Annotated in this window: 15 protein-coding genes; 9 read left to right on the forward strand and 6 right to left on the reverse strand. The window is 62.4% G+C overall.

What is annotated here, in order from left to right; all coding sequences use genetic code 11:
* Nucleotides 1–167: 167 nt before the first annotated feature.
* A complete protein-coding gene (galE, locus tag J3P82_RS10190) occupies nt 168–1,214 on the reverse strand; it encodes a UDP-glucose 4-epimerase GalE (protein ID WP_434562745.1) in 1,047 nt (348 codons plus the stop codon).
* A gap of 342 nt (nt 1,215–1,556) precedes the next feature.
* Between galE and J3P82_RS10195 the strand changes: the two genes are divergently transcribed.
* The 4 genes from J3P82_RS10195 to J3P82_RS10210 all read left to right on the forward strand — a co-directional run bounded on the left by J3P82_RS10195 (nt 1,557) and on the right by J3P82_RS10210 (nt 6,828).
* Nucleotides 1,557–2,711: a glycosyltransferase family 1 protein gene (locus J3P82_RS10195; protein ID WP_434562747.1), complete on the forward strand. Its 1,155-nt coding sequence runs from the start codon at nt 1,557–1,559 to the stop codon at nt 2,709–2,711.
* Nucleotides 2,699–3,871 carry a UDP-galactopyranose mutase gene (gene glf / locus J3P82_RS10200; protein ID WP_434562749.1) on the forward strand — a complete coding sequence of 391 codons (1,173 nt, stop codon included), beginning with the start codon at nt 2,699–2,701 and terminating at the stop codon, nt 3,869–3,871. The genes J3P82_RS10195 and glf overlap by 13 nt, the downstream gene beginning before the upstream one ends.
* A gap of 65 nt (nt 3,872–3,936) precedes the next feature.
* The gene (locus tag J3P82_RS10205) at nt 3,937–5,043 is read left to right on the forward strand and encodes a beta-glucosidase (protein WP_434563776.1); all 1,107 of its coding nucleotides are present in this window, start codon (nt 3,937–3,939) and stop codon (nt 5,041–5,043) included.
* A gap of 18 nt (nt 5,044–5,061) precedes the next feature.
* Nucleotides 5,062–6,828 carry an ABC transporter ATP-binding protein gene (locus J3P82_RS10210; RefSeq protein ID WP_434562751.1) on the forward strand — a complete coding sequence of 589 codons (1,767 nt, stop codon included), beginning with the start codon at nt 5,062–5,064 and terminating at the stop codon, nt 6,826–6,828.
* 45 nt (nt 6,829–6,873) lie between these two features.
* Here J3P82_RS10210 and J3P82_RS10215 read toward each other — a convergent pair whose 3' ends face one another.
* Nucleotides 6,874–7,779 (reverse strand): LysR family transcriptional regulator, encoded by a 906-nt coding sequence (locus J3P82_RS10215; protein WP_434562753.1) that lies wholly within the window; start codon nt 7,777–7,779, stop codon nt 6,874–6,876.
* 100 nt (nt 7,780–7,879) lie between these two features.
* On the opposite strand from J3P82_RS10215, the gene J3P82_RS10220 reads away from it, so the two are divergent.
* Nucleotides 7,880–8,743 carry an aldo/keto reductase family oxidoreductase gene (locus J3P82_RS10220; protein ID WP_434562755.1) on the forward strand — a complete coding sequence of 288 codons (864 nt, stop codon included), beginning with the start codon at nt 7,880–7,882 and terminating at the stop codon, nt 8,741–8,743.
* Between the two features lie 98 nt (nt 8,744–8,841).
* On the forward strand, nt 8,842–10,083 hold the full coding sequence (locus tag J3P82_RS10225) for a cytochrome P450 (protein WP_434562757.1): 1,242 nt from the start codon (nt 8,842–8,844) through the stop codon (nt 10,081–10,083).
* On the opposite strand, the gene kefC is transcribed toward J3P82_RS10225, so the two are convergent.
* From kefC to J3P82_RS10245, 4 genes are all read right to left on the reverse strand, one after another.
* Complete coding sequence (gene kefC, locus J3P82_RS10230) at nt 10,080–11,906, reverse strand: glutathione-regulated potassium-efflux system protein KefC (protein ID WP_434562759.1); 1,827 nt, start codon at nt 11,904–11,906, stop codon at nt 10,080–10,082. The two genes, J3P82_RS10225 and kefC, sit on opposite strands and share 4 nt — an antisense overlap.
* Nucleotide 11,907: 1 nt before the next feature.
* Nucleotides 11,908–12,429, reverse strand: coding sequence for a glutathione-regulated potassium-efflux system oxidoreductase KefF (kefF, locus tag J3P82_RS10235; RefSeq protein WP_434562761.1), 522 nt, complete (start codon nt 12,427–12,429; stop codon nt 11,908–11,910).
* A gap of 90 nt (nt 12,430–12,519) precedes the next feature.
* On the reverse strand, nt 12,520–13,866 hold the full coding sequence (locus tag J3P82_RS10240; protein ID WP_434562763.1) for a sensor histidine kinase: 1,347 nt from the start codon (nt 13,864–13,866) through the stop codon (nt 12,520–12,522).
* A complete protein-coding gene (locus J3P82_RS10245) occupies nt 13,863–14,573 on the reverse strand; it encodes a response regulator (RefSeq protein WP_434562765.1) in 711 nt (236 codons plus the stop codon). The genes J3P82_RS10240 and J3P82_RS10245 overlap by 4 nt, the downstream gene beginning before the upstream one ends.
* A 331-nt stretch (nt 14,574–14,904) precedes the next feature.
* Here J3P82_RS10245 and J3P82_RS10250 point away from each other — a divergent pair, with 331 nt between their 5' ends.
* The 3 genes from J3P82_RS10250 to J3P82_RS10260 all read left to right on the forward strand — a co-directional run bounded on the left by J3P82_RS10250 (nt 14,905) and on the right by J3P82_RS10260 (nt 17,366).
* Nucleotides 14,905–15,690 (forward strand): MlaA family lipoprotein, encoded by a 786-nt coding sequence (locus tag J3P82_RS10250; RefSeq protein WP_434562767.1) that lies wholly within the window; start codon nt 14,905–14,907, stop codon nt 15,688–15,690.
* The gene (locus J3P82_RS10255; protein WP_434562769.1) at nt 15,683–15,922 is read left to right on the forward strand and encodes a hypothetical protein; all 240 of its coding nucleotides are present in this window, start codon (nt 15,683–15,685) and stop codon (nt 15,920–15,922) included. The genes J3P82_RS10250 and J3P82_RS10255 overlap by 8 nt, the downstream gene beginning before the upstream one ends.
* A 142-nt stretch (nt 15,923–16,064) precedes the next feature.
* Nucleotides 16,065–17,366 carry an Nramp family divalent metal transporter gene (locus J3P82_RS10260; protein ID WP_434562771.1) on the forward strand — a complete coding sequence of 434 codons (1,302 nt, stop codon included), beginning with the start codon at nt 16,065–16,067 and terminating at the stop codon, nt 17,364–17,366.

Genomic DNA, 17,366 nt, shown 5'->3' on the forward strand with positions numbered 1-17,366 from the left:
CACACCGAGCCCAGGCGAGGTGCCAAGTGGTGGGGCAGGGGCGCTTTGGTTACTTTCGCGCCTTTCGAAAGTGACTCGCCGTAAGGGCGAAACCATAAGCAGCCATCACCAAAAAAACGGATATGCCCCCAATCCAAACCCACCCGTGCGTCCTAAACCAAATCAACTCACCCTTGCTCAATACTCCGCATAACCACCTCCCGCGGCTCGATCCGAGGGAAATTCAAGCACTGCCAGCGCCACGCATCTTCCAGCATCCGCTCAAGCCCATGACGCGCCGTCCAACCCAATTGCCCGGCCGCTTTCCCCGGATCCGCCCAGCAACGAGCAATATCACCAGGTCGCCGCGGTTCGAAAGCCAGCGGCACCGTCACCCCAGTGACCCGCTCGAAAGCACTGACCACCTCCAACACCGAATAACCGCGCCCGGTGCCCAGGTTCCAGATATGCACCCCAGTCTGCTCGCGCAAGAACTCCATGGCCCGCAAATGCCCGTCGGCCAAGTCCATCACATGGACATAGTCCCGGATCCCGGTGCCGTCCGGCGTCGGATAGTCGGAGCCAAAAATCCGCAGCACATCGCGCTCGCGATTGGCTACCTGCAACAGGTAGGGCAAGAGGTTGTTAGGGGTTTGCGTGGGCGTCTCTCCCAACTGACCGGAAAAGTGCGCGCCGATGGGATTGAAGTAGCGCAGCAGCCCCACGGACCAGCGCGCATCGGACGCCGCCATGCTTCTCATGACGTGCTCGGCCATCAGTTTCGACTGGCCGTACGGATTGGTCGGCTGCCCGGTCGGGCAGGTTTCGGCGATGGGCATCTGGGCGCAATCGCCGTAGACCGTCGCCGATGAACTGAACACCAGGTTGAACACGCCGGCTTCGGCCATGGCCTGGCACAGCGTGACGCTGCCGCTGACGTTCGTGTCGAAATACCTCAGCGGCTCGCGCACACTTTCACCCACGGCCTTGAGCCCGGCGCAGTGGACGACGGCCTCGATGGGGTACTCCCTGAATACCCTGTCCAGCGCGCGACGGCTTCTCACGTCGACCTGGACAAAAAACGGTTCACGGCCCGTCACGTCCGCAATGCGCTGCACTGTTGCCCGGGAGCTGTTGCACAGGTTGTCGAGGATCACCACCTCGTCACCCCGGTTCATCAACTCGACCGCCACGTGAGCACCTATATAACCCGCACCACCCGTCACCAAAATCATCACTCGATCCCCCTCGGTTATCCCTGTCCTGGTGTCTGTTGGGCAAGACACTCGGCGTTGTCCGGCGGTCTCTCTCGGCAGTGGTGCGCGTTTGAGACATCAGCCTGTTCTGTTGAGTGTGGTGGCGAGTGCCAGGAGTTCAGAGCAGTTGACTGATCGGTGTGTGCACTTTGTCGGCTGGCTTCAACAAGATTTGGAACGGCATCGAAATCGCGTTTCTCCAACGTCCACAAGGCAGCGCGTGAGGGATGTGTTCAGGCCTTGTCTGGCAGGCAGGTCAGTGCCAGGTCCCGCCAGGAATTGTGCTCGATCCAGCATCGGTCTCTAGGAAAGGAAAGTCATATGAATCAACAAGAACAGCTTCTTCCCCAACACGGCGCCGCTGCCGCCACGGGCTTGCGACCTACGCTTCTGTGCCTGTCGCACTTGCGCTGGGGCTTTGTCTACCAGCGTCCCCAACACGTGATGTCGCGATTGGCCAAGGACTACGACGTGCTGTTTTTCGAGGAACCGATATTCGAGGGCCGGCAGTCAGCGCACCTGGAAACCTACGCGGTGGCTGAGGGTGTGACGGTGCTGGTGCCCAGGCTTCCCGAAGGGCTGGGTGAAACCCAGGTGATAGACGCGCAGCGTGAGTTGCTCGATGCCTGGCTGGCCGAGCACTGGCCGAATGAATTGATGCTCTGGTACCTCACGCCGATGAGCCAGGCCTTCACCGATCACCTGGAGCCTAACGTAGTGATCTTCGATTGCATGGACGAGCTCTCGGCCTTCAAGTTCGCGCCGCCCGCGTTGGTGGAAATGGAACGCCGGTTAATGGCCAGGGCCGATGTGGTGTTCACCGGCGGCTACAGCTTGTGGGAGGCCAAGCGGCAACATCACGACAACGTCCACGCCATGCCCAGCAGCGTCGATGTGGCGCACTTCGGCGCAGCCCGGCAGCCGATTCCCGACCCGGCGGACCAGGCCGATATCGGCCATCCGCGGCTGGGTTTCTTCGGCGTCATCGATGAGCGTTTCGATATCGAGCTGGTGGGCGAGCTGGCGGCGCTGCGACCGGATTGGAACATCGTATTGATCGGGCCTGTCGTGAAGATCGATCCGCAGACGTTACCGCGCCTGTCGAATATCCATTACCTGGGCGCCAAGCAATATGACGAGCTACCGGCCTATCTGGCGGGTTGGGACGTGGCGCTGATGCCGTTCGCCCTGAATGAATCCACCCGGTTCATCAGCCCCACCAAGACGCCCGAATACCTGGCGGGTGGTTGCCCTGTGGTGTCTACGCCGATTCGCGATGTGGTCAACGGCTACGGCGAAAGCGGCGTTGTGGCCATTGCCGATACACCCCAGGCCTTCATCGAGGCCATCCAGGCCGCGCTGGACCTGCGGACCCAGCCAGGGATGATCGCGCAATACGCCGACAAGGCCTTGGACGGCATGTCTTGGGACAAGACCTGCGCCCAGATGAAGGAGCAGATCGAATGCCAACGATAACCCTCGGTACATTCCAAGACAGCGCGCCGTATGACTACCTGATCGTCGGTGCCGGTTTCGCTGGCAGCGTGTTGGCCGAGCGGCTGGCCGAAGGGTTGGGCAAGCGCGTCCTGCTGGTGGATCGTCGCGATCACATCGGTGGCAACGCCTATGATCATCTGGACGAGGCGGGCGTGTTGGTCCACCGCTACGGCCCCCACATCTTCCACACCAATGCCCAGCGCATCGTCGATTATCTGTCGCGCTTCACCGAATGGCGACCGTACGAGCATCGGGTCCTGGCCCAGGTCGATGAGCATCGCGTGCCGATTCCCATCAACCTGACGACGCTCAACACGCTGTTCGGGCTGTCCATGGATGAAGAGGAAGCCGAAGCGTTCCTGGCGCAACGGGCAGAAGCTGTGGACTCGATCCGCACCTCGGAAGACGTGGTTATCAACCAGATCGGGCGCGAACTCTACGAGAAGTTCTTTCGCGGCTACACCCGCAAGCAATGGGGCCTGGACCCTTCGCAACTGGACAAGTCGGTGACCTCGCGAGTGCCGACACGCACCAACACGGACGATCGGTATTTCAACGACCAGTTCCAGATGATGCCCTTGCACGGCTACACCCGGATGTTCGAGCGCATGCTCGACCATCCGAACATCGACGTGCTGTTGTCCACCGATTTCAGGATCGTTCGCGAACGCATCCCTCATCGTGAGCTGGTGTATTGCGGGCCTATCGACGAGTACTTCGATCATTGCTTTGGCCGACTGCCGTACCGCTCGTTGCGTTTCCAGCATGAAACCATCGATCAAGAGCAGTTCCAGCCGGTGGCGGTGGTCAATTACCCGGACGAGGCGGTGCCCTACACGCGCATCACCGAATACAAGCACCTCACCGGCCAGCAACACCCGCGCACCAGCGTGACCTACGAGTTTCCCTGTGCCGAGGGCGACCCGTATTACCCAGTGCCACGAGCGGAGAACGCCGAGCTGTACAAACGCTACAAGGCGTTGGCTGACGAAACGCCGGGAGTGACTTTTCTCGGTCGGCTGGGCACCTACAAGTACTACAACATGGACCAGGTGGTCGGCCAGGCGCTCGCGTTGTATCAGCGCATCGCCGAACAGGAAGGTGTCGAGGTGAAGGCCCACGAAGTCGAGCCAGGTTGATACCTGGCTTCACCCGCGCAGAGGGAGGCAGCAGCGTGCAGGAAAGAATCTTCAACAGTTTCGTGATGGCCGGCTATGAATGCTCGACCCAACGGCGTGCCGATGGGCGTCGGTTGGACATGCTCGCCGCGACCCGCCACGACCGATGGACAGAACAGGATTATCGCCAGCTCGCCGACCTCGGCATTCGTTGCGCCAGGGACGGCCTGCGTTGGCATTTGATCGAGCAGCAGCCGGGCCGATACGACTGGAGCAGCTTCTTGCCGATGCTGCGCGCGGCCCGACGTTGTGATGTGCAAGTGGTCTGGGACTTGTGTCATTACGGCTATCCCGACGACCTGGATATCTGGCGTCCTGCCTTCGTCGAGCGGTTTGCCCGGTTCGCCGGCGCTGTGGCGCGACTGATGCGCGACGAAGGAATCGAGATCCCGTTCTATTCGCCGATCAATGAAATCTCGTTCTGGAGTTGGGCCGGCGGGGATGTCGCCTATTTCAATCCAGGTGCGCAAGGTCGGGGCACGGAACTCAAGCACCAGCTGGTGCGGGCGAGTATCGCGGCCATCGAGGCGATTCGCGAGGTGACTCCCGGGGCGCGGTTTGTCCAGTGCGATCCGCTGATCAACGTGCTTTCCTCATCGCGCAGAGCCGAAGATGTCGAGGCCGCCGAGGCGTATCGCCAATCCCAGTTCGAGGCCTGGGATCTGCTCACCGGTCGAAGTTGGCCGGGGCTGGGCGGACGAGAAGAGTACCTGGATATCCTCGGCGTGAATTTCTACCCCCATAACCAGTGGTTCCTCCACGGTGATCGGATCGAGCAGGGAAGCGCGGATTATCGCCCGTTGGTGGGCATGCTCAGTGAAGTCCACCAACGTTATCGCAGGCCCTTGTTGCTCTCGGAAACCGGGGCCGAAGACACTGCCCGCGTGCCCTGGCTGCACGCCATCGGCGAGCAACTGGCGTTGGCCATCGGGCGCGGTATGCCGATAGAGGGCGTGTGCTGGTACCCGTTTCTCGACTACCCGGGCTGGGACGATGATCGCTACTGTCCCACCGGTGTGTTTGGCTATGCCGACAGCGAGGGCAGCCGCGCGTCTTTTCATCCGCTGCACAGGGCGATGAAAGAGCTGCAGGCGCGTTTTGCCTCAGCCAAGGCGACTGCGCAGCTGCAATGAACGGGGAGCGGCAATGAAATGAACAGTCAGCCCGCGCAAGGATTGCCGTTGCCCAATACCGCGATTGCCTTCTTGTGGCGGTACGTCACCCTGAGGCCGTGGCATTTCGCGACGTTGTTCCTATTGATCGTCGGCGCTGCGAGTTGCGCCGTGGCGGTGCAGTTCGGCATGAAGCTGCTAGTCGACGCCATGGCCCAGGGCAGGGGGGCCGCCGCTCACGTGTGGCTGCCGTTCACGGTGTTCATTGCGCTGATCGTGGTGGAAAACCTGTTCTGGCGGTCGGGTGGCTACCTGGGTTGCCGCACCGTGGTCGCCAGTTGCGCGGACCTGCGGATCGACCTGTTCAATCATCTGACGGGCCACCCGATGCGCTATTTTTCCGAGCATTTTGCCGGGGCACTGGCGAACCGGATTTCCTCGGCGGGGGCGGCGGCCGGGTCGATCTATGGTGGCCTCGCCTGGAAAATCATTCCGCCTTGCGTTGATTTCATCGGCGCCGTGGTGGTGCTGTTTACCGTGCGATTTTCGATGGGCATCGCCTTGATTGGCGCCGTGGTCGCCGTGGCCTCGCTGATCACCGTGATGGGCTTGCGTGGGCGCAGCCGGCATATCGATTTCGCTTCGCAGTCGGCGCGGGTCGGTGGTGAACTGGTCGATCAGGTGTCCAATGTCTGGACGATCAAGGCGTTCTCTGCCCGCCACCGCGAACGGCGCCGACTGGAGCAGGCGATTGGCGTCGAGGCCAAGGCCCAGCGCCGTAGCTGGATCTACCTGGAAAAAGCCCGGGTCCTGCATGACATCTGCTTGTCGATCATGGCCGGCGGCATGCTCGGTTGGTCGATTCTGTTGTGGCAGGACGGGCAGATCACGCCGGGCGATGTGGTGATGGTCAGCGCCTTGTCGTTTCGCATCTTGCACGGCTCACGGGACTTGGCGTTGGCGCTGGTGGACACCTCGCAGCAGATGGGCGTCATCGCCGAAACCCTGCGCATCATCGTCCAACCTCACGCCCTCAGCGACACCCCGGCGGAGCTGGCGCCTGGGCGCGGCAACATCCAGTTTATCGACGTCAGCTACAGCTACACCGACGGCCGTGGCGCAATCAAATACCTGTCCCTCGACATTCCGGCCGGCCAAAAAGTCGGGATCGTCGGTCCTTCGGGGGCGGGCAAGTCGACGCTGATCAATCTGGTCCAACGCTTGGACGATGTGCGTAGCGGGGTGATCCTGATCGATGGGCGGGACGTGCGCTCGGTCAGCCAGGACAGCCTGCGCGGCCAGATCGCCGTAGTGCCGCAGGAGCCGGCGTTGTTCAATCGGACCATTTACGAAAACATCGCCTACGGCCAGCCCGATGCCACCGAGGCGCAGGTGATCAACGCAGCCCGCCATGCCTATTGCGAAGAATTCATCCGCAGCCTGCCGCAAGGGTTCAACACCTTGGTGGGCGAACGTGGCGTGATGCTCTCGGGCGGCCAGCGCCAACGCCTCGGGTTGGCGCGGGCCTTCCTCAAGGACGCGCCGATCCTGATTCTTGACGAAGCCACCTCGGCGCTGGACTCCGAATCTGAAGCCAAGGTCCAGATGGCGCTGGATGACTTGATGCGCGGCCGCACTGTGCTGGCGGTGGCACACCGGTTGTCGACGATCGCGCGGTTCGACCGGATCCTGGTCCTGCAGGCCGGAAGAATTGTCGAAGACGGTTCGCCCGATGAGCTGCGCCAGCGCGAAGGACCGTTCCAGACGCTGTGGCAGGCCCAGGGAATGGAGTTGGGCAAGCCCTAGTCGCTTGTGAGCGATCCCGCAGGAACGTGCCTGCGCCCCGACCCCTCAGCTACCGCGGTTCTCATTGATGAAATCCACAAACGCCCTCAGCGGCGAGGGCAGGTAACGGCGTCCGGGGTAGTAGAGGAATGGTCCGGTAAAGCGCTGCCACCAGGGTTCGAGCACTGGCTCGAGTGCGCTACTGTCCAGGTGCGGTCGAAGCCAGTCCTCGAACAGGTGGACGATCCCCAGCCCATCCACCGCAGCCTGCACCGCGAGGTCCATGGCACCGCCGATGCGCACGATCAGCGGGCCGTTCGGTTCGACGCTGATGGTCTCGCCGTCGCGCTCATATTCCCAGAGCGGCAACGCACCGCTGGGAAACTTGCCCGCCAGGCAAGCGTGTTGCAGCAAGTCTCGTGGATGCTCGGGCCGGCCCCTGGCGTCGAGATACGCCGGTGAGGCAGCGGTCGCGAAGCGTTGGAGGCGGGGACCGATGGGGATCGCGATCATGTCCTGTTCAAGACGCTCGTCGTAGCGAATACCCGCGTCACACCCGGCGGCGAGCATGTCGACGAAGCTCTCTTCGGTGACCACTTCCAGGCGGATGTCGGGATAGCTTTTCAGAAATGGCGCGACGATTGAAGGCAACACCAGCCGGGCGGCGCTGACGGGGACATTCAACCTGAGGGTGCCCGAGGGACGGTCGCGAAAATCGTTGACGACGTCCAGCGCGGATTCGACCTCGCCCAAGGCCGGCACGATCCGTTCCATCAACCGTGCGCCGGCCTCGGTCGGCACCACGCTGCGGGTGGTGCGGTTGAGCAGGCGCACGCCGAGTCGGCTTTCAATTCGGCGTACCGCGTCGCTGAGGCTGGAGGCGGATTTGCCGCTGAGCCGGGCGCCTTCTCGAAATCCCCGCGCATTGACCACCGCCACAAAGGCCAGCAAGTCTTGAATATCCGTCGCCATTGTTCTCTCCGTCGTACAACCCGTTCGGATTGCACCTGATTATCAGTGGAGTGGTCAACGCCTATAGTCGGCTCACACAGACTAATTCAAGGGGTACGCGATGAGCAGGGCAGACAAGGCAGGGACTTTTTTACTGGGTAATCGTACGGTCAACCGCATGGGCTACGGCGCGATGCAACTGGCGGGGCCGCAGGTCTTCGGACCGCCCAAGGACCCGGCGGCGGCCATCGCCGTGCTGCGCGAAGCCTTGGCGGCCGGAGTCAATCACATCGATACCGCCGATTTTTACGGGCCCCATGTCACCAACCAACTGATCCGCGAGGCGCTGCACCCTTACGCCGACGACCTGGTCATCGTGACCAAGGTCGGTGCTGTTCGTGGCGCCGATGCGTCATGGAACGCAGCCCAGAGCCCCGCCGAGCTGACCCGTGCGGTGCACGACAACCTGCGCAACCTCGACGTCGAGGTGCTGGACGTGGTCAACCTGCGGGTCATGGGCGATGTGCATGCGCCCGCTGAAGGATCGATTGAAGAGTCCTTCACAGCATTGGCCGAGTTGCAGCGCCAAGGCTTGATCCGCCATCTGGGCCTGAGCAACATCACGGCAGCGCAAGTCAGGGAGGCCCAAGGCATCGCCAAGGTGGTCTGCGTGCAGAATCACTACAACCTGACCCATCGCGACGATGAACAACTTATCGCCGACCTGGGCCGCCAGGGCATTGCCTACGTGCCGTTCTTCCCACTGGGTGGCTTTACGCCGCTGCAATCGGAAACGTTGTCGAACGTTGCCGCGCGCCTGGAGGCGTCGCCGCTGTGCGTTGCGCTGGCATGGCTGCTGCAACGTGCGCCGAATATCCTGCTGATTCCCGGTACGTCGTCAGTGGCTCACCTGCGGGAAAATATCTCGGCCAGTGAGCTGCACATTCCGGCGCCTATGTTGGCTGAGCTTGACGCCATGGTTTAGCCGCAGCCCCTCCGGGCAGTCTCCATTCGCCTGAAAAATCGAACAGGGTCCAGCCGGGCGATGTCCCAGACATATCGTTGTCAGGCAAGGATTTCGTCATGGCAGACCCTTCTATTCCCGGCCACCGCTGGGCTGATTCAACCTTGGCTTTCTTGCGCGAGGGCTACCCGTTCATACGCAAGCGTTGCGTCGCCTATGGCAGTCCGGTTTTCCAGACCCGACTGCTGGGACGGCGCACGCTGTGCCTCAGTGGGCTGGAAGCGGTGGAGCTGTTCTACGATGCGCGGCGCTTCGTCCGGACCCCCACGTCGACGCCGGCGCCGCTGCGCAACATCCTGTTGGGCGCTGGCGGCGTCCAGGGTCTGGATGGCGCACCTCATGCGCGACGCAAGCAGCTGTTTCTCGACGTGCTGGACAAGGAAAGCGTAAACCGCCTGGTCGGCCTCTACGAGGCTCACTTGAGCGAAGCGGCGGCGAAGCTTGCGGCGAACCAGCCGATCGAATTCCTGCCGTGGATCGAGGCGCTGCTGTGTCGATCGGTCTGCGAGTGGGCCGGCGTGCCAATGATGAGTGATCGGCAAATGCACCGGTTGACCCGTCGGCTCGCCTCGCTGATCGATGGCAACGGCCGCGTCGACTGGCGGATGCCGGCCGCCTGGATGCGGCGCAAGGCCTGCGAGGCCCAGGCGGCGCGCTGGATAGAAAACTGTCGGCAAGACCCGGCGCCAGCATCGCAGCAGACCCCGCTGCAACAACTCGCATGGCATCGCGATGAGCAGGGCCAGTTGCTCCCACCGCGGATAGCGGCAGTGGAGCTGCTAAATATTTTGCGTCCAGTGGTGGCGGTGGGGCGCTTTCTGTTGTTCGGGCTGATCGAGTTGGAACGCCGGCCGCAATGGCGCGCCAGCATTGCTCGCGATGACGCTGCGGCTTGGGCTTTTGCCGAGGAAACGCGGCGCTTTTACGCGTTCTTTCCAATGGTGGCGGCGTTTGTGCGCGAGAGTTTCGAGTGGCGAGGCTACCGCTTCGAAAAAGGCACTCGGGTGCTGCTCGATCTGTTTGGCTCCAACCGTGATCCGGCGCACTGGAAAACCCCGGAAAGCTTTGCGCCCGAACGTTTCGGCCGGTGCCCCATGAGAACCTCTGTCATCAGCCAGGGCGGCGGGGATTACACCTATCACCGCTGCCCGGGCGAGCCGCTGACGCTGGCCCTGATGCAGAAAACTTTCGAACATCTGTGCCGCCACGTCCAATGGCGGCTGGTGGTGAAAGAAGTCGATTTTCAACGCCTGCCCATGTTGCCCAGGGAGCCGGTGCTGATGTCAGTGGTGACCGGCTAGCCACGCGCCTCATCCGTCTCGTTTCGATGGTGTTCCGGCCAGCTGTCGACGGGGCGGGCGCGGTCTTCGTTGAACATCTCGGTGAGCAACGCGTTGGCGCGTCGGTAGGCGTCGTGCCGGAACGTGAGGTCATCTTCCGGTTGGGCGACGATTTCCTCGAGCATCTGCAGATTCAAGCGGCGGAACTGATCGGCGCGTTCGCGCGCCTCGTAAGCGCCGACACCCATCTGCACCAGTGCCCGGCGACCCAACGCCAGCGCGCTTTCGAAGGTTTCCCGCTCGGCAACCTCGACACCCATCTGCCGCAGGTTGATCAGGTGGCCCATGTCCCGCGCGCGGACGACCAGTTTCAACGTGGGGAAGTGCTCCTGGGCCAACCGGGTCAGCGTCAGGTTGTCTTGCTGATCGTCGATCGCATTGATCAGCACCGCCGCCTGTGCCGCGCCGGCCGCGTGCAACAGGTCGAGGCGCGTGGCATCGCCGTAGAACACTTTCACGCCGAATTTGCGCAGCGTCTCGATGTTGTCAGGGTCGTGATCCAGGACCACCACCTCGACGCCGCAGGACATCAGCAAACGTCCGGCGATCTGTCCGAAACGGCCGAAGCCGGCAATGATCACCCGCGGGTTCTGCTGGTCGACGAGGTCGGATTCCTGGCGGTCTTTCTTGCTGGCCGACTCGATCCGCTCCAGCAGCAGAATCAGCAGCGGCGTCACGCACATCGACAGGGCCACCGCCAGCGTCAGGCTCTTGCCCCACTGATCGGTCAGGATGCCGGCCAGCGTCGCGGCGCCGAACACCACAAAGGCGAACTCGCTGCCCTGGCCGAGCAATACCGCCTGCCAGGAACGCTGGCCGTCGGGGACGTTGAGGAAGCGGCTGACGGTCTTGATCACCAACAGCTTGATCAGGATGAACCCGAGGGTCAGGGTGATGACTTTCAGCGGTGAATCGATCAGCGTGCCGAAATCGATCGACATGCCGACGCCGATGAAGAACAACCCCAGTAGCAGGCCCTTGAACGGTTCGATGTCGCTCTCCAAGGCGTGGCGGTATTCAGAACTGGCCAGCAGCACGCCGGCGAGGAAGGCGCCCATGGCCATCGACAGGCCGGCTTCTTCCAGCAGAAAGCCGAAGCCGAACACCAGGAACAGCGCCACGGCACTGAAGATTTCACGCAGGCCCGAGCGAGCGGCGAAGCGCAGCAGCGGTCGCGTCACGTAACGCCCGAGCAGCACGACGACGCTGATGGCGGCGACGATCTTGACGATCGACAACGCCAGGGCGGTGCCCGACGGTGTATTGCCGTGGGCCGACAGCAACGGGATCATGGCGACCAGCGGAATGGCCGCGATGTCCTGGAACAGCAGCACGGCAAAGCTGCTGCGGCCCACGGCGGTCGCGGTCAGGTTGCGTTCGCTCATCGCCTGCATGGCGATGGCCGTGGAGGAAAGGCTCAGGGTCAGGCCCACCAGCAGAGCGGCCGTCCAACCCAGCCCGAGGGCTGCGCAGAACGCCGCAATGGCGGCACCGCAAGCGAGCATCTGTAGCGCGCCGCCACCAAACACCATCCGACGCAACGCCCACAGGCGTTTGGGATCGAGCTCAAGGCCGATGATGAACAGCATCAGGACCACGCCGATTTCGGCGAACTCCAGGATGGCCTTTACGTCGGTAATCAGCTTCAGCCCCCACGGACCGATCACGCAGCCGGCCAGCAGGTAACCCAACACCGGGCCCAGGCCGAAACGTACGGCAATCGGTACGATCAACGTCGCCGAGGCCAGGTAGATCAGCATTTCAATCAGGCTATGGGTCTCCATATCAATCTTCCTTCCAGGCGGCCAGGCGTTCGCCGTAGTGTTCGATTTGTGCGCGTTGGGCGTCGGATTCGGCGGCATACGCGCCATGCACGACCACCGGCTCCAACCAGCGCATGTGGCAGTAAAGTGCGGTCGCCTGGAGGGGCTGGGCCAGCACGCAAAAGCCTGGATAGGCGCCCATCTGGAAATGATCGTGTTCGCCGCCGGTGGTCACCGCCCAGAGCAGGCTTTTGTCCGTGAGGGCCGTTGCGCCTTTGCCGTACGCCCAGCCGTGGGTAAACACCTTATCGATCCACAATTTCAGCAGGGGCGGCATGCTGTACCAGTACATCGGATGCTGGAGCACGACCAGGCCTGCCTGTTCGACGGCGCGCTGTTCGGCCTCGACGTCGATGTCGAAGTTGGGATAGAGGTCGTAGAGAGACCGTATCACCACGTGCGGATTGGCGGACGCGCGCTTGAGCATTTGCTGGTTGACCCGCGACTGGTCGGGGTAGGGATGGGCGTAAACGATCAGGATCATCAGGCAATTCCAGGCGACTGGGTCCAAGGCAAAGGCCGGACATCCTACCGGGGAAGGCGCGTGATGTTTAGGGCATTGTTCGCCCAGGAGTCAATTGAGCGGGAGCGTGACTTTGACCTCCAGGCCACCATCGCGCCGATTCCTGAGGGTCAGCGTGCCGCCATGCTCCAGCACCGTCGCCCGCGCCGCCGACAGGCCCAGGCCGACGCCGCCGGTGTTCTTGTTGCGCGAACCCTCGATGCGAAAGAATGGCGCGAAGACTTGCTCGTGAAATGGCGGCGCGATGCCCGGACCGCGGTCGAGGACGCGGATCTCGACGCAGTCCGTATAGGCCTTGAGCTGGACGCTGGGCTCGGTGCCGTATTTGATCGCGTTGTCGATCAGGTTGGTCAGCGCACGTTTTATCCCGATGGGCCGGCCTACATAGACAAACCGCTGGGCGCCCTCAAAGTAGACCTCGATACCTGCGTCCCTGAAGTCATCGACGACAGTGTGCAGCAGTTCTGCCAGGTCGAATGCCGTGGCGTGCTCGAGCCGCGCTTCGTCGCGGAAGAACTCCAATGCCGCGTTGACCATCGCCTGCATTTCATCGACGTCCCTGAATAATCTCGATTGCTGTTCGGCGTCCTCGATGAATTCCCCGCGCAGGCGCATGCGGGTCAACGGTGCCCGCAAATCATGGGAAATAGCCGCGAGCATTTGTGTGCGGTCCTGGACGAAATGCTTGAGCTGGGCCTGCATGGCATTGAACGCCAGGATCGCCTGGCGGATCTCGAAGGGGCCGACGACCGGGATGGGCGGCGCCCGGAAATCCACGCCGAAGCGCCTGGCGCCCTCGGCGAAGCGTTCCAGCGGTGTCGCCAGGTGCCGCGTGGCAATCAGGGCGACGATCAATGTCGAGAGCAGGATCAGCGCGATAATGATCAGGTTGCGCTGCCATTCCCCCAGGCCCCAGCTGCGTGAGGCCACGGAAAGGTCCACCCAGGTATGGTCGGCCAGCTCGATGATCAGGGCGTAGCGCCGAGCGGGATCATCGGTGGGCCAATCGCCCGGCTCGTAGGCTTCTACGCGGGCGTCGGGCCTGCCCAGTTGACGACGCAAAAACGCCGAGCCCTCGCTGAACTCTGGGTCGTCGACGATGGGCAACCGCGCCTCTTCACGGCGCTGCAACCACTGCACGCTGAGCCCTTGGTCGCTGGCGGCCTTGGCAATGTCGAGCCGTTGTCCGGAGTCGACCGAGTCGATGATGCGGGTGATGGCCGCCGCCTTTTCCATCAGGCCGGTTTCCATCAGGGGAGGGCGCGCCCAGGCGCCGGCCAGCAGGGAAAACAGCTCGTTGAGGGCCAGCAGCGTCAACATTGCGAGCATCGTGGTCAGGGCGATCCAGCGTGCGACCGTGTCCCGTGGCCGAGGCACTTTGGTGCGCTGGCTGATCATCGCTTCACCACGTGGGGACTGAACAGGTAGCCGCTGTTGCGGACGGTGCGGATCATCGATGGGCCCGTAACGTCGGACTCCAGTTTGCGCCGCAGTCGGCTGACCTGGACATCGATGCTGCGGTCAAACGCATCGAAGGTTTCGCCACGAGCCATATCTAGCAACTGCTGGCGGGTCAGTACGCGGCGCGGGTGTTCGGCGAAGACCAGCAGCAATTCGAACTCGCCGGTGGACAGCGGAATCATGACCTTGTCGGGGGAGCGCAACTCGCGGCGGGTGACGTCCAGCTGCCAGCCCTCGAATTCCAGCACCGGCCGGGAGATATCGCCCAGGCTGCCCCTGGCTTCGCCGGTACGCCGCAGGACGGCGCGGACCCGGGCCAGCAGCTCGCGGGCGTCGAAGGGTTTGGTCAGGTAATCGTCGGCGCCCATTTCCAGGCCGACGACGCGATCGCTCAACTCGCCCATGGCGGTGAGCATGATGATTCCGACCCGGTGTTCGGCCCGCAGTCGCTGGCAGAGCACCAGGCCGTTGTCGCCCGGCAGCATGACGTCGAGGATGATCAGGTCGGGCATCCGCCGCTCGACCGCCTGCCACAGCGCCGCGCCGTCGGCGGCCACTTCGACGCTGTAGCCATGTTGTTCGAGGAATTTGCGCAGGAGGGCGAGGACTTCGAGGTCGTCGTCCACCAGGAGTAGATGGCTCACAGTGGTCACGTCGGGCAAGGGATACAGGAGGCGATACTAGGGTCAATCCGCCGCTTGCGTCATATATTTCAATCTGGAAACAAAGCGACCGGCGCGCAACATTGCGGAAATCTTCAGGCAAGAAAACAGCGGCAGGCTTGCATCGATGTCAGCCAATGAAGCTGTGCACTGAACCCTGTGGCGAGGGAGCTTGCTCCCGCTTGAGTGCGAAGCGCTCATGGATTTTTGGGGGCCGCTTCGCGACCCAGCGGGAGCAAGCTCCCTCGCCACGGGTTTGGTGTTCGGCTTTCAACGGGTAGGCACTCCTTATTCCTCGCCGAGATAATTCTGTATGCCGATCGCCAGACCCGCGCCGCTGCTTGCTCGATCCACTGTCATCGTTGCGCTGGCGGCGTTTGCCAGCGGTTGCACCAGCACGCCCCCGGCAACGCCAGGCAGTTGCCAGCCTGCTCCCTACGCCGTGCACGACCCCGTCGAGCCGGTGAACCGCGGCATCTTCGCTTTCAACCGCACGCTCGACGATTACGCGCTGGCCCCCGTCGCCCGGGGTTATCGCAAACTGCCGGACATGGTCCAGACCGGCGTGCACAATTTCGTCGCCAACTTCGGCGAGCCCAAGGTGTTCATCAACGATCTGTTGCAAGGCAACGGGCAGCGCTCGGTCACCACCTTGGGGCGGTTTGTCATCAACACCACCGTGGGCATGGTCGGGCTGATCGACGTGTCGGGCAAGATGGGCATCGAGCGCCACGAGGCCGATTTCGGCCAGACCTTCGGCGTCTGGAACATCGCCCCCGGGCCGATTGTCGAGCTGCCGTTGTTTGGCACCGGCAATTTGCGCGATGCGACCGGCAAGGTGGTGAGCTTCGCCGTGGACCCGTTCGGCAGCAACAGCGATACCGTCGAGACGTTGGGCACGATCAAGACCGTGGGTGGTGTTGTCGATGGTCGCGCCGAGGCGTTGCCGCTCACCGACAAGCTGCAAACCCAACCCGATTATTACGTGGCGCTCCGCGACGCGATCGCGCAACGGCGCGCCGACTTCGTCGCCGACGGCAAACTGGGCTCCGTGCAAGACGAGCCGCAATGCCAGGAAGAAGGGGCCGCGGATGAATAGCGAAGCGCTGGTCCTGCGCCGTCGGGTGAAAACCCTCGGCCAAGGTGCTCTGCATTGCCACGAAGTTGAGCTGCGGCTTGCCGAGGATGGCAGTCATGTGTTGCTCAGCCGCTATGTCGAACGATATCGGCATGAGCAGGCGGGTTTGAACGCGGTCCAACACTATCGCGTGCCGGTGGCGAGCATGATTCGCTGGATGATCAACCATGGCGAGCAGGGGAGTGTCCCGTGAGGGCTTGCCGTAGTGGCGTTTTCCCATACCTCAGGCCTGGAAACATTTTTACATACTCCCGGTTTAATTTTGGTTGTACGATGTCGTACGAAATATGATGGACTGTCGCCGTTCGCACAAAAAAAATAACGGAGATCCATCCATGTCGAGCATTCCTTCCGTAGAAGGCAAGGCCAGTGCCCCCGCGCGAGGCCGCTTCACACGACTGTTGAAGCTACTTGGCCCCGGTATCATCGCGGTACTGTCCTGGCTGGGCGCCGGCGACCTCATCACCTCTTCCGTGGCCGGCGCAAACTACGGCTACGCCATGATGTGGGTGTTGGCGGTGTCGCTGCTGCTTCGATACCTGATCGTCAACATCATCGCGCGCTTCCAGCTCTGCAATAACCAGGGCATGACCATCCTGCAAGGCTACGCGCAACTCAATCCGTTCTTTGCCTGGTTCCTGCTGGTGTATGCGCTGCTCATGGGGCATCTGATGAATGCCTACATGATCAAGGGCGCCGGCGAGGCCTTGGCCATGCTGCTCAAGACGGACTACGCGCTGCTCTGTTCGGTGGCGGTGGTGCTGGCGGTGTGGATGCTCGTCGGTCGCAATATCTACACGATGATCGAGGGCGTGATGAAGGCGCTGCTGGCGATCATGACCCTGGCGTTCCTGGCGCTGGCGGTGATGTCCGGGCCGGATGTCGCCGGTATCGTCAAAGGCACCATCGGCTTCAGCATCCCGCCCGATGAAGGCGTGCACGGTGCGCTGCTGGTGGCGGTGTCGGTGATCGGTGCGGTGGCGGGTTCCATCGCCAACTTCGTCCACCCCTACGTCATGCGCCAGAAAGGTTGGGTCGGGCCGGAGCACAAGCGCATCCAGCGTAACGACCTGCTGTTTGCGGTGTTCGTCGGCATCGTCATCAACCTGGCGATCTGGATCGTCGGCGCGGAAATCCTGCGGCCCAACGGCATTGAGGTCAACACCCTGGGCGACTTGGGCAAGGCCCTGGAAATCTTCTTCGGCCCGATCGGTTGGTACGTCTTCTTCATCGGTGTCTTCGCCACGTTGTTCGCCAGTATTTCCGGCAAGACCACGGCGTTTCCGATGCTCATCACCGACGCCTTCCAGCACGTCAAGCCCGAGCGTCGCGAGCGTTATGGCAAGGAATTCCATCGCGACCCGATGCACAAGTGGTTCATGCTGTTCATCCTCGTGACACCGCTGATCTGGTCGCTGCCCGGCATGCCGGACTTCGTGACCCTGACCATCGGCGTCAATGCGCTGAACATCATTGGCTTGCCGGTGATTTCCCTGGGCCTGTTGATCATGTCCAACCAGAAGTCGTTGCTGAGCAAGGAATACCGCAACAACCTGTTCGAAAACATCGCCCTGGTCTTTGCCACTGGCCTGGCGCTGTGGGTTGCATTCCAACTGGGTGTCGATCTGTTCACCTGA

Source organism: Pseudomonas sp. Z4-20, from assembly GCF_051131955.1.
Taxonomy (GTDB): domain Bacteria; phylum Pseudomonadota; class Gammaproteobacteria; order Pseudomonadales; family Pseudomonadaceae; genus Aquipseudomonas; species Aquipseudomonas marvdashtae.

Bases quoted from the DNA above. Each gene is read 5' to 3' on its own strand.
- galE (WP_434562745.1), bottom strand. From the start codon at position 1,214: ATGATTTTGGTGACGGGTGGTGCGGGTTATATAGGTGCTCACGTGGCG.
- J3P82_RS10195 (WP_434562747.1), top strand. From the start codon at position 1,557: ATGAATCAACAAGAACAGCTTCTTCCCCAACACGGCGCCGCTGCCGCC.
- glf (WP_434562749.1), top strand. From the start codon at position 2,699: ATGCCAACGATAACCCTCGGTACATTCCAAGACAGCGCGCCGTATGAC.
- J3P82_RS10205 (WP_434563776.1), top strand. From the start codon at position 3,937: ATGGCCGGCTATGAATGCTCGACCCAACGGCGTGCCGATGGGCGTCGG.
- J3P82_RS10210 (WP_434562751.1), top strand. From the start codon at position 5,062: ATGAACAGTCAGCCCGCGCAAGGATTGCCGTTGCCCAATACCGCGATT.
- J3P82_RS10215 (WP_434562753.1), bottom strand. From the start codon at position 7,779: ATGGCGACGGATATTCAAGACTTGCTGGCCTTTGTGGCGGTGGTCAAT.
- J3P82_RS10220 (WP_434562755.1), top strand. From the start codon at position 7,880: ATGAGCAGGGCAGACAAGGCAGGGACTTTTTTACTGGGTAATCGTACG.
- J3P82_RS10225 (WP_434562757.1), top strand. From the start codon at position 8,842: ATGGCAGACCCTTCTATTCCCGGCCACCGCTGGGCTGATTCAACCTTG.
- kefC (WP_434562759.1), bottom strand. From the start codon at position 11,906: ATGGAGACCCATAGCCTGATTGAAATGCTGATCTACCTGGCCTCGGCG.
- kefF (WP_434562761.1), bottom strand. From the start codon at position 12,429: ATGATCCTGATCGTTTACGCCCATCCCTACCCCGACCAGTCGCGGGTC.
- J3P82_RS10240 (WP_434562763.1), bottom strand. From the start codon at position 13,866: ATGATCAGCCAGCGCACCAAAGTGCCTCGGCCACGGGACACGGTCGCA.
- J3P82_RS10250 (WP_434562767.1), top strand. From the start codon at position 14,905: ATGCCGATCGCCAGACCCGCGCCGCTGCTTGCTCGATCCACTGTCATC.
- J3P82_RS10255 (WP_434562769.1), top strand. From the start codon at position 15,683: ATGAATAGCGAAGCGCTGGTCCTGCGCCGTCGGGTGAAAACCCTCGGC.
- J3P82_RS10260 (WP_434562771.1), top strand. From the start codon at position 16,065: ATGTCGAGCATTCCTTCCGTAGAAGGCAAGGCCAGTGCCCCCGCGCGA.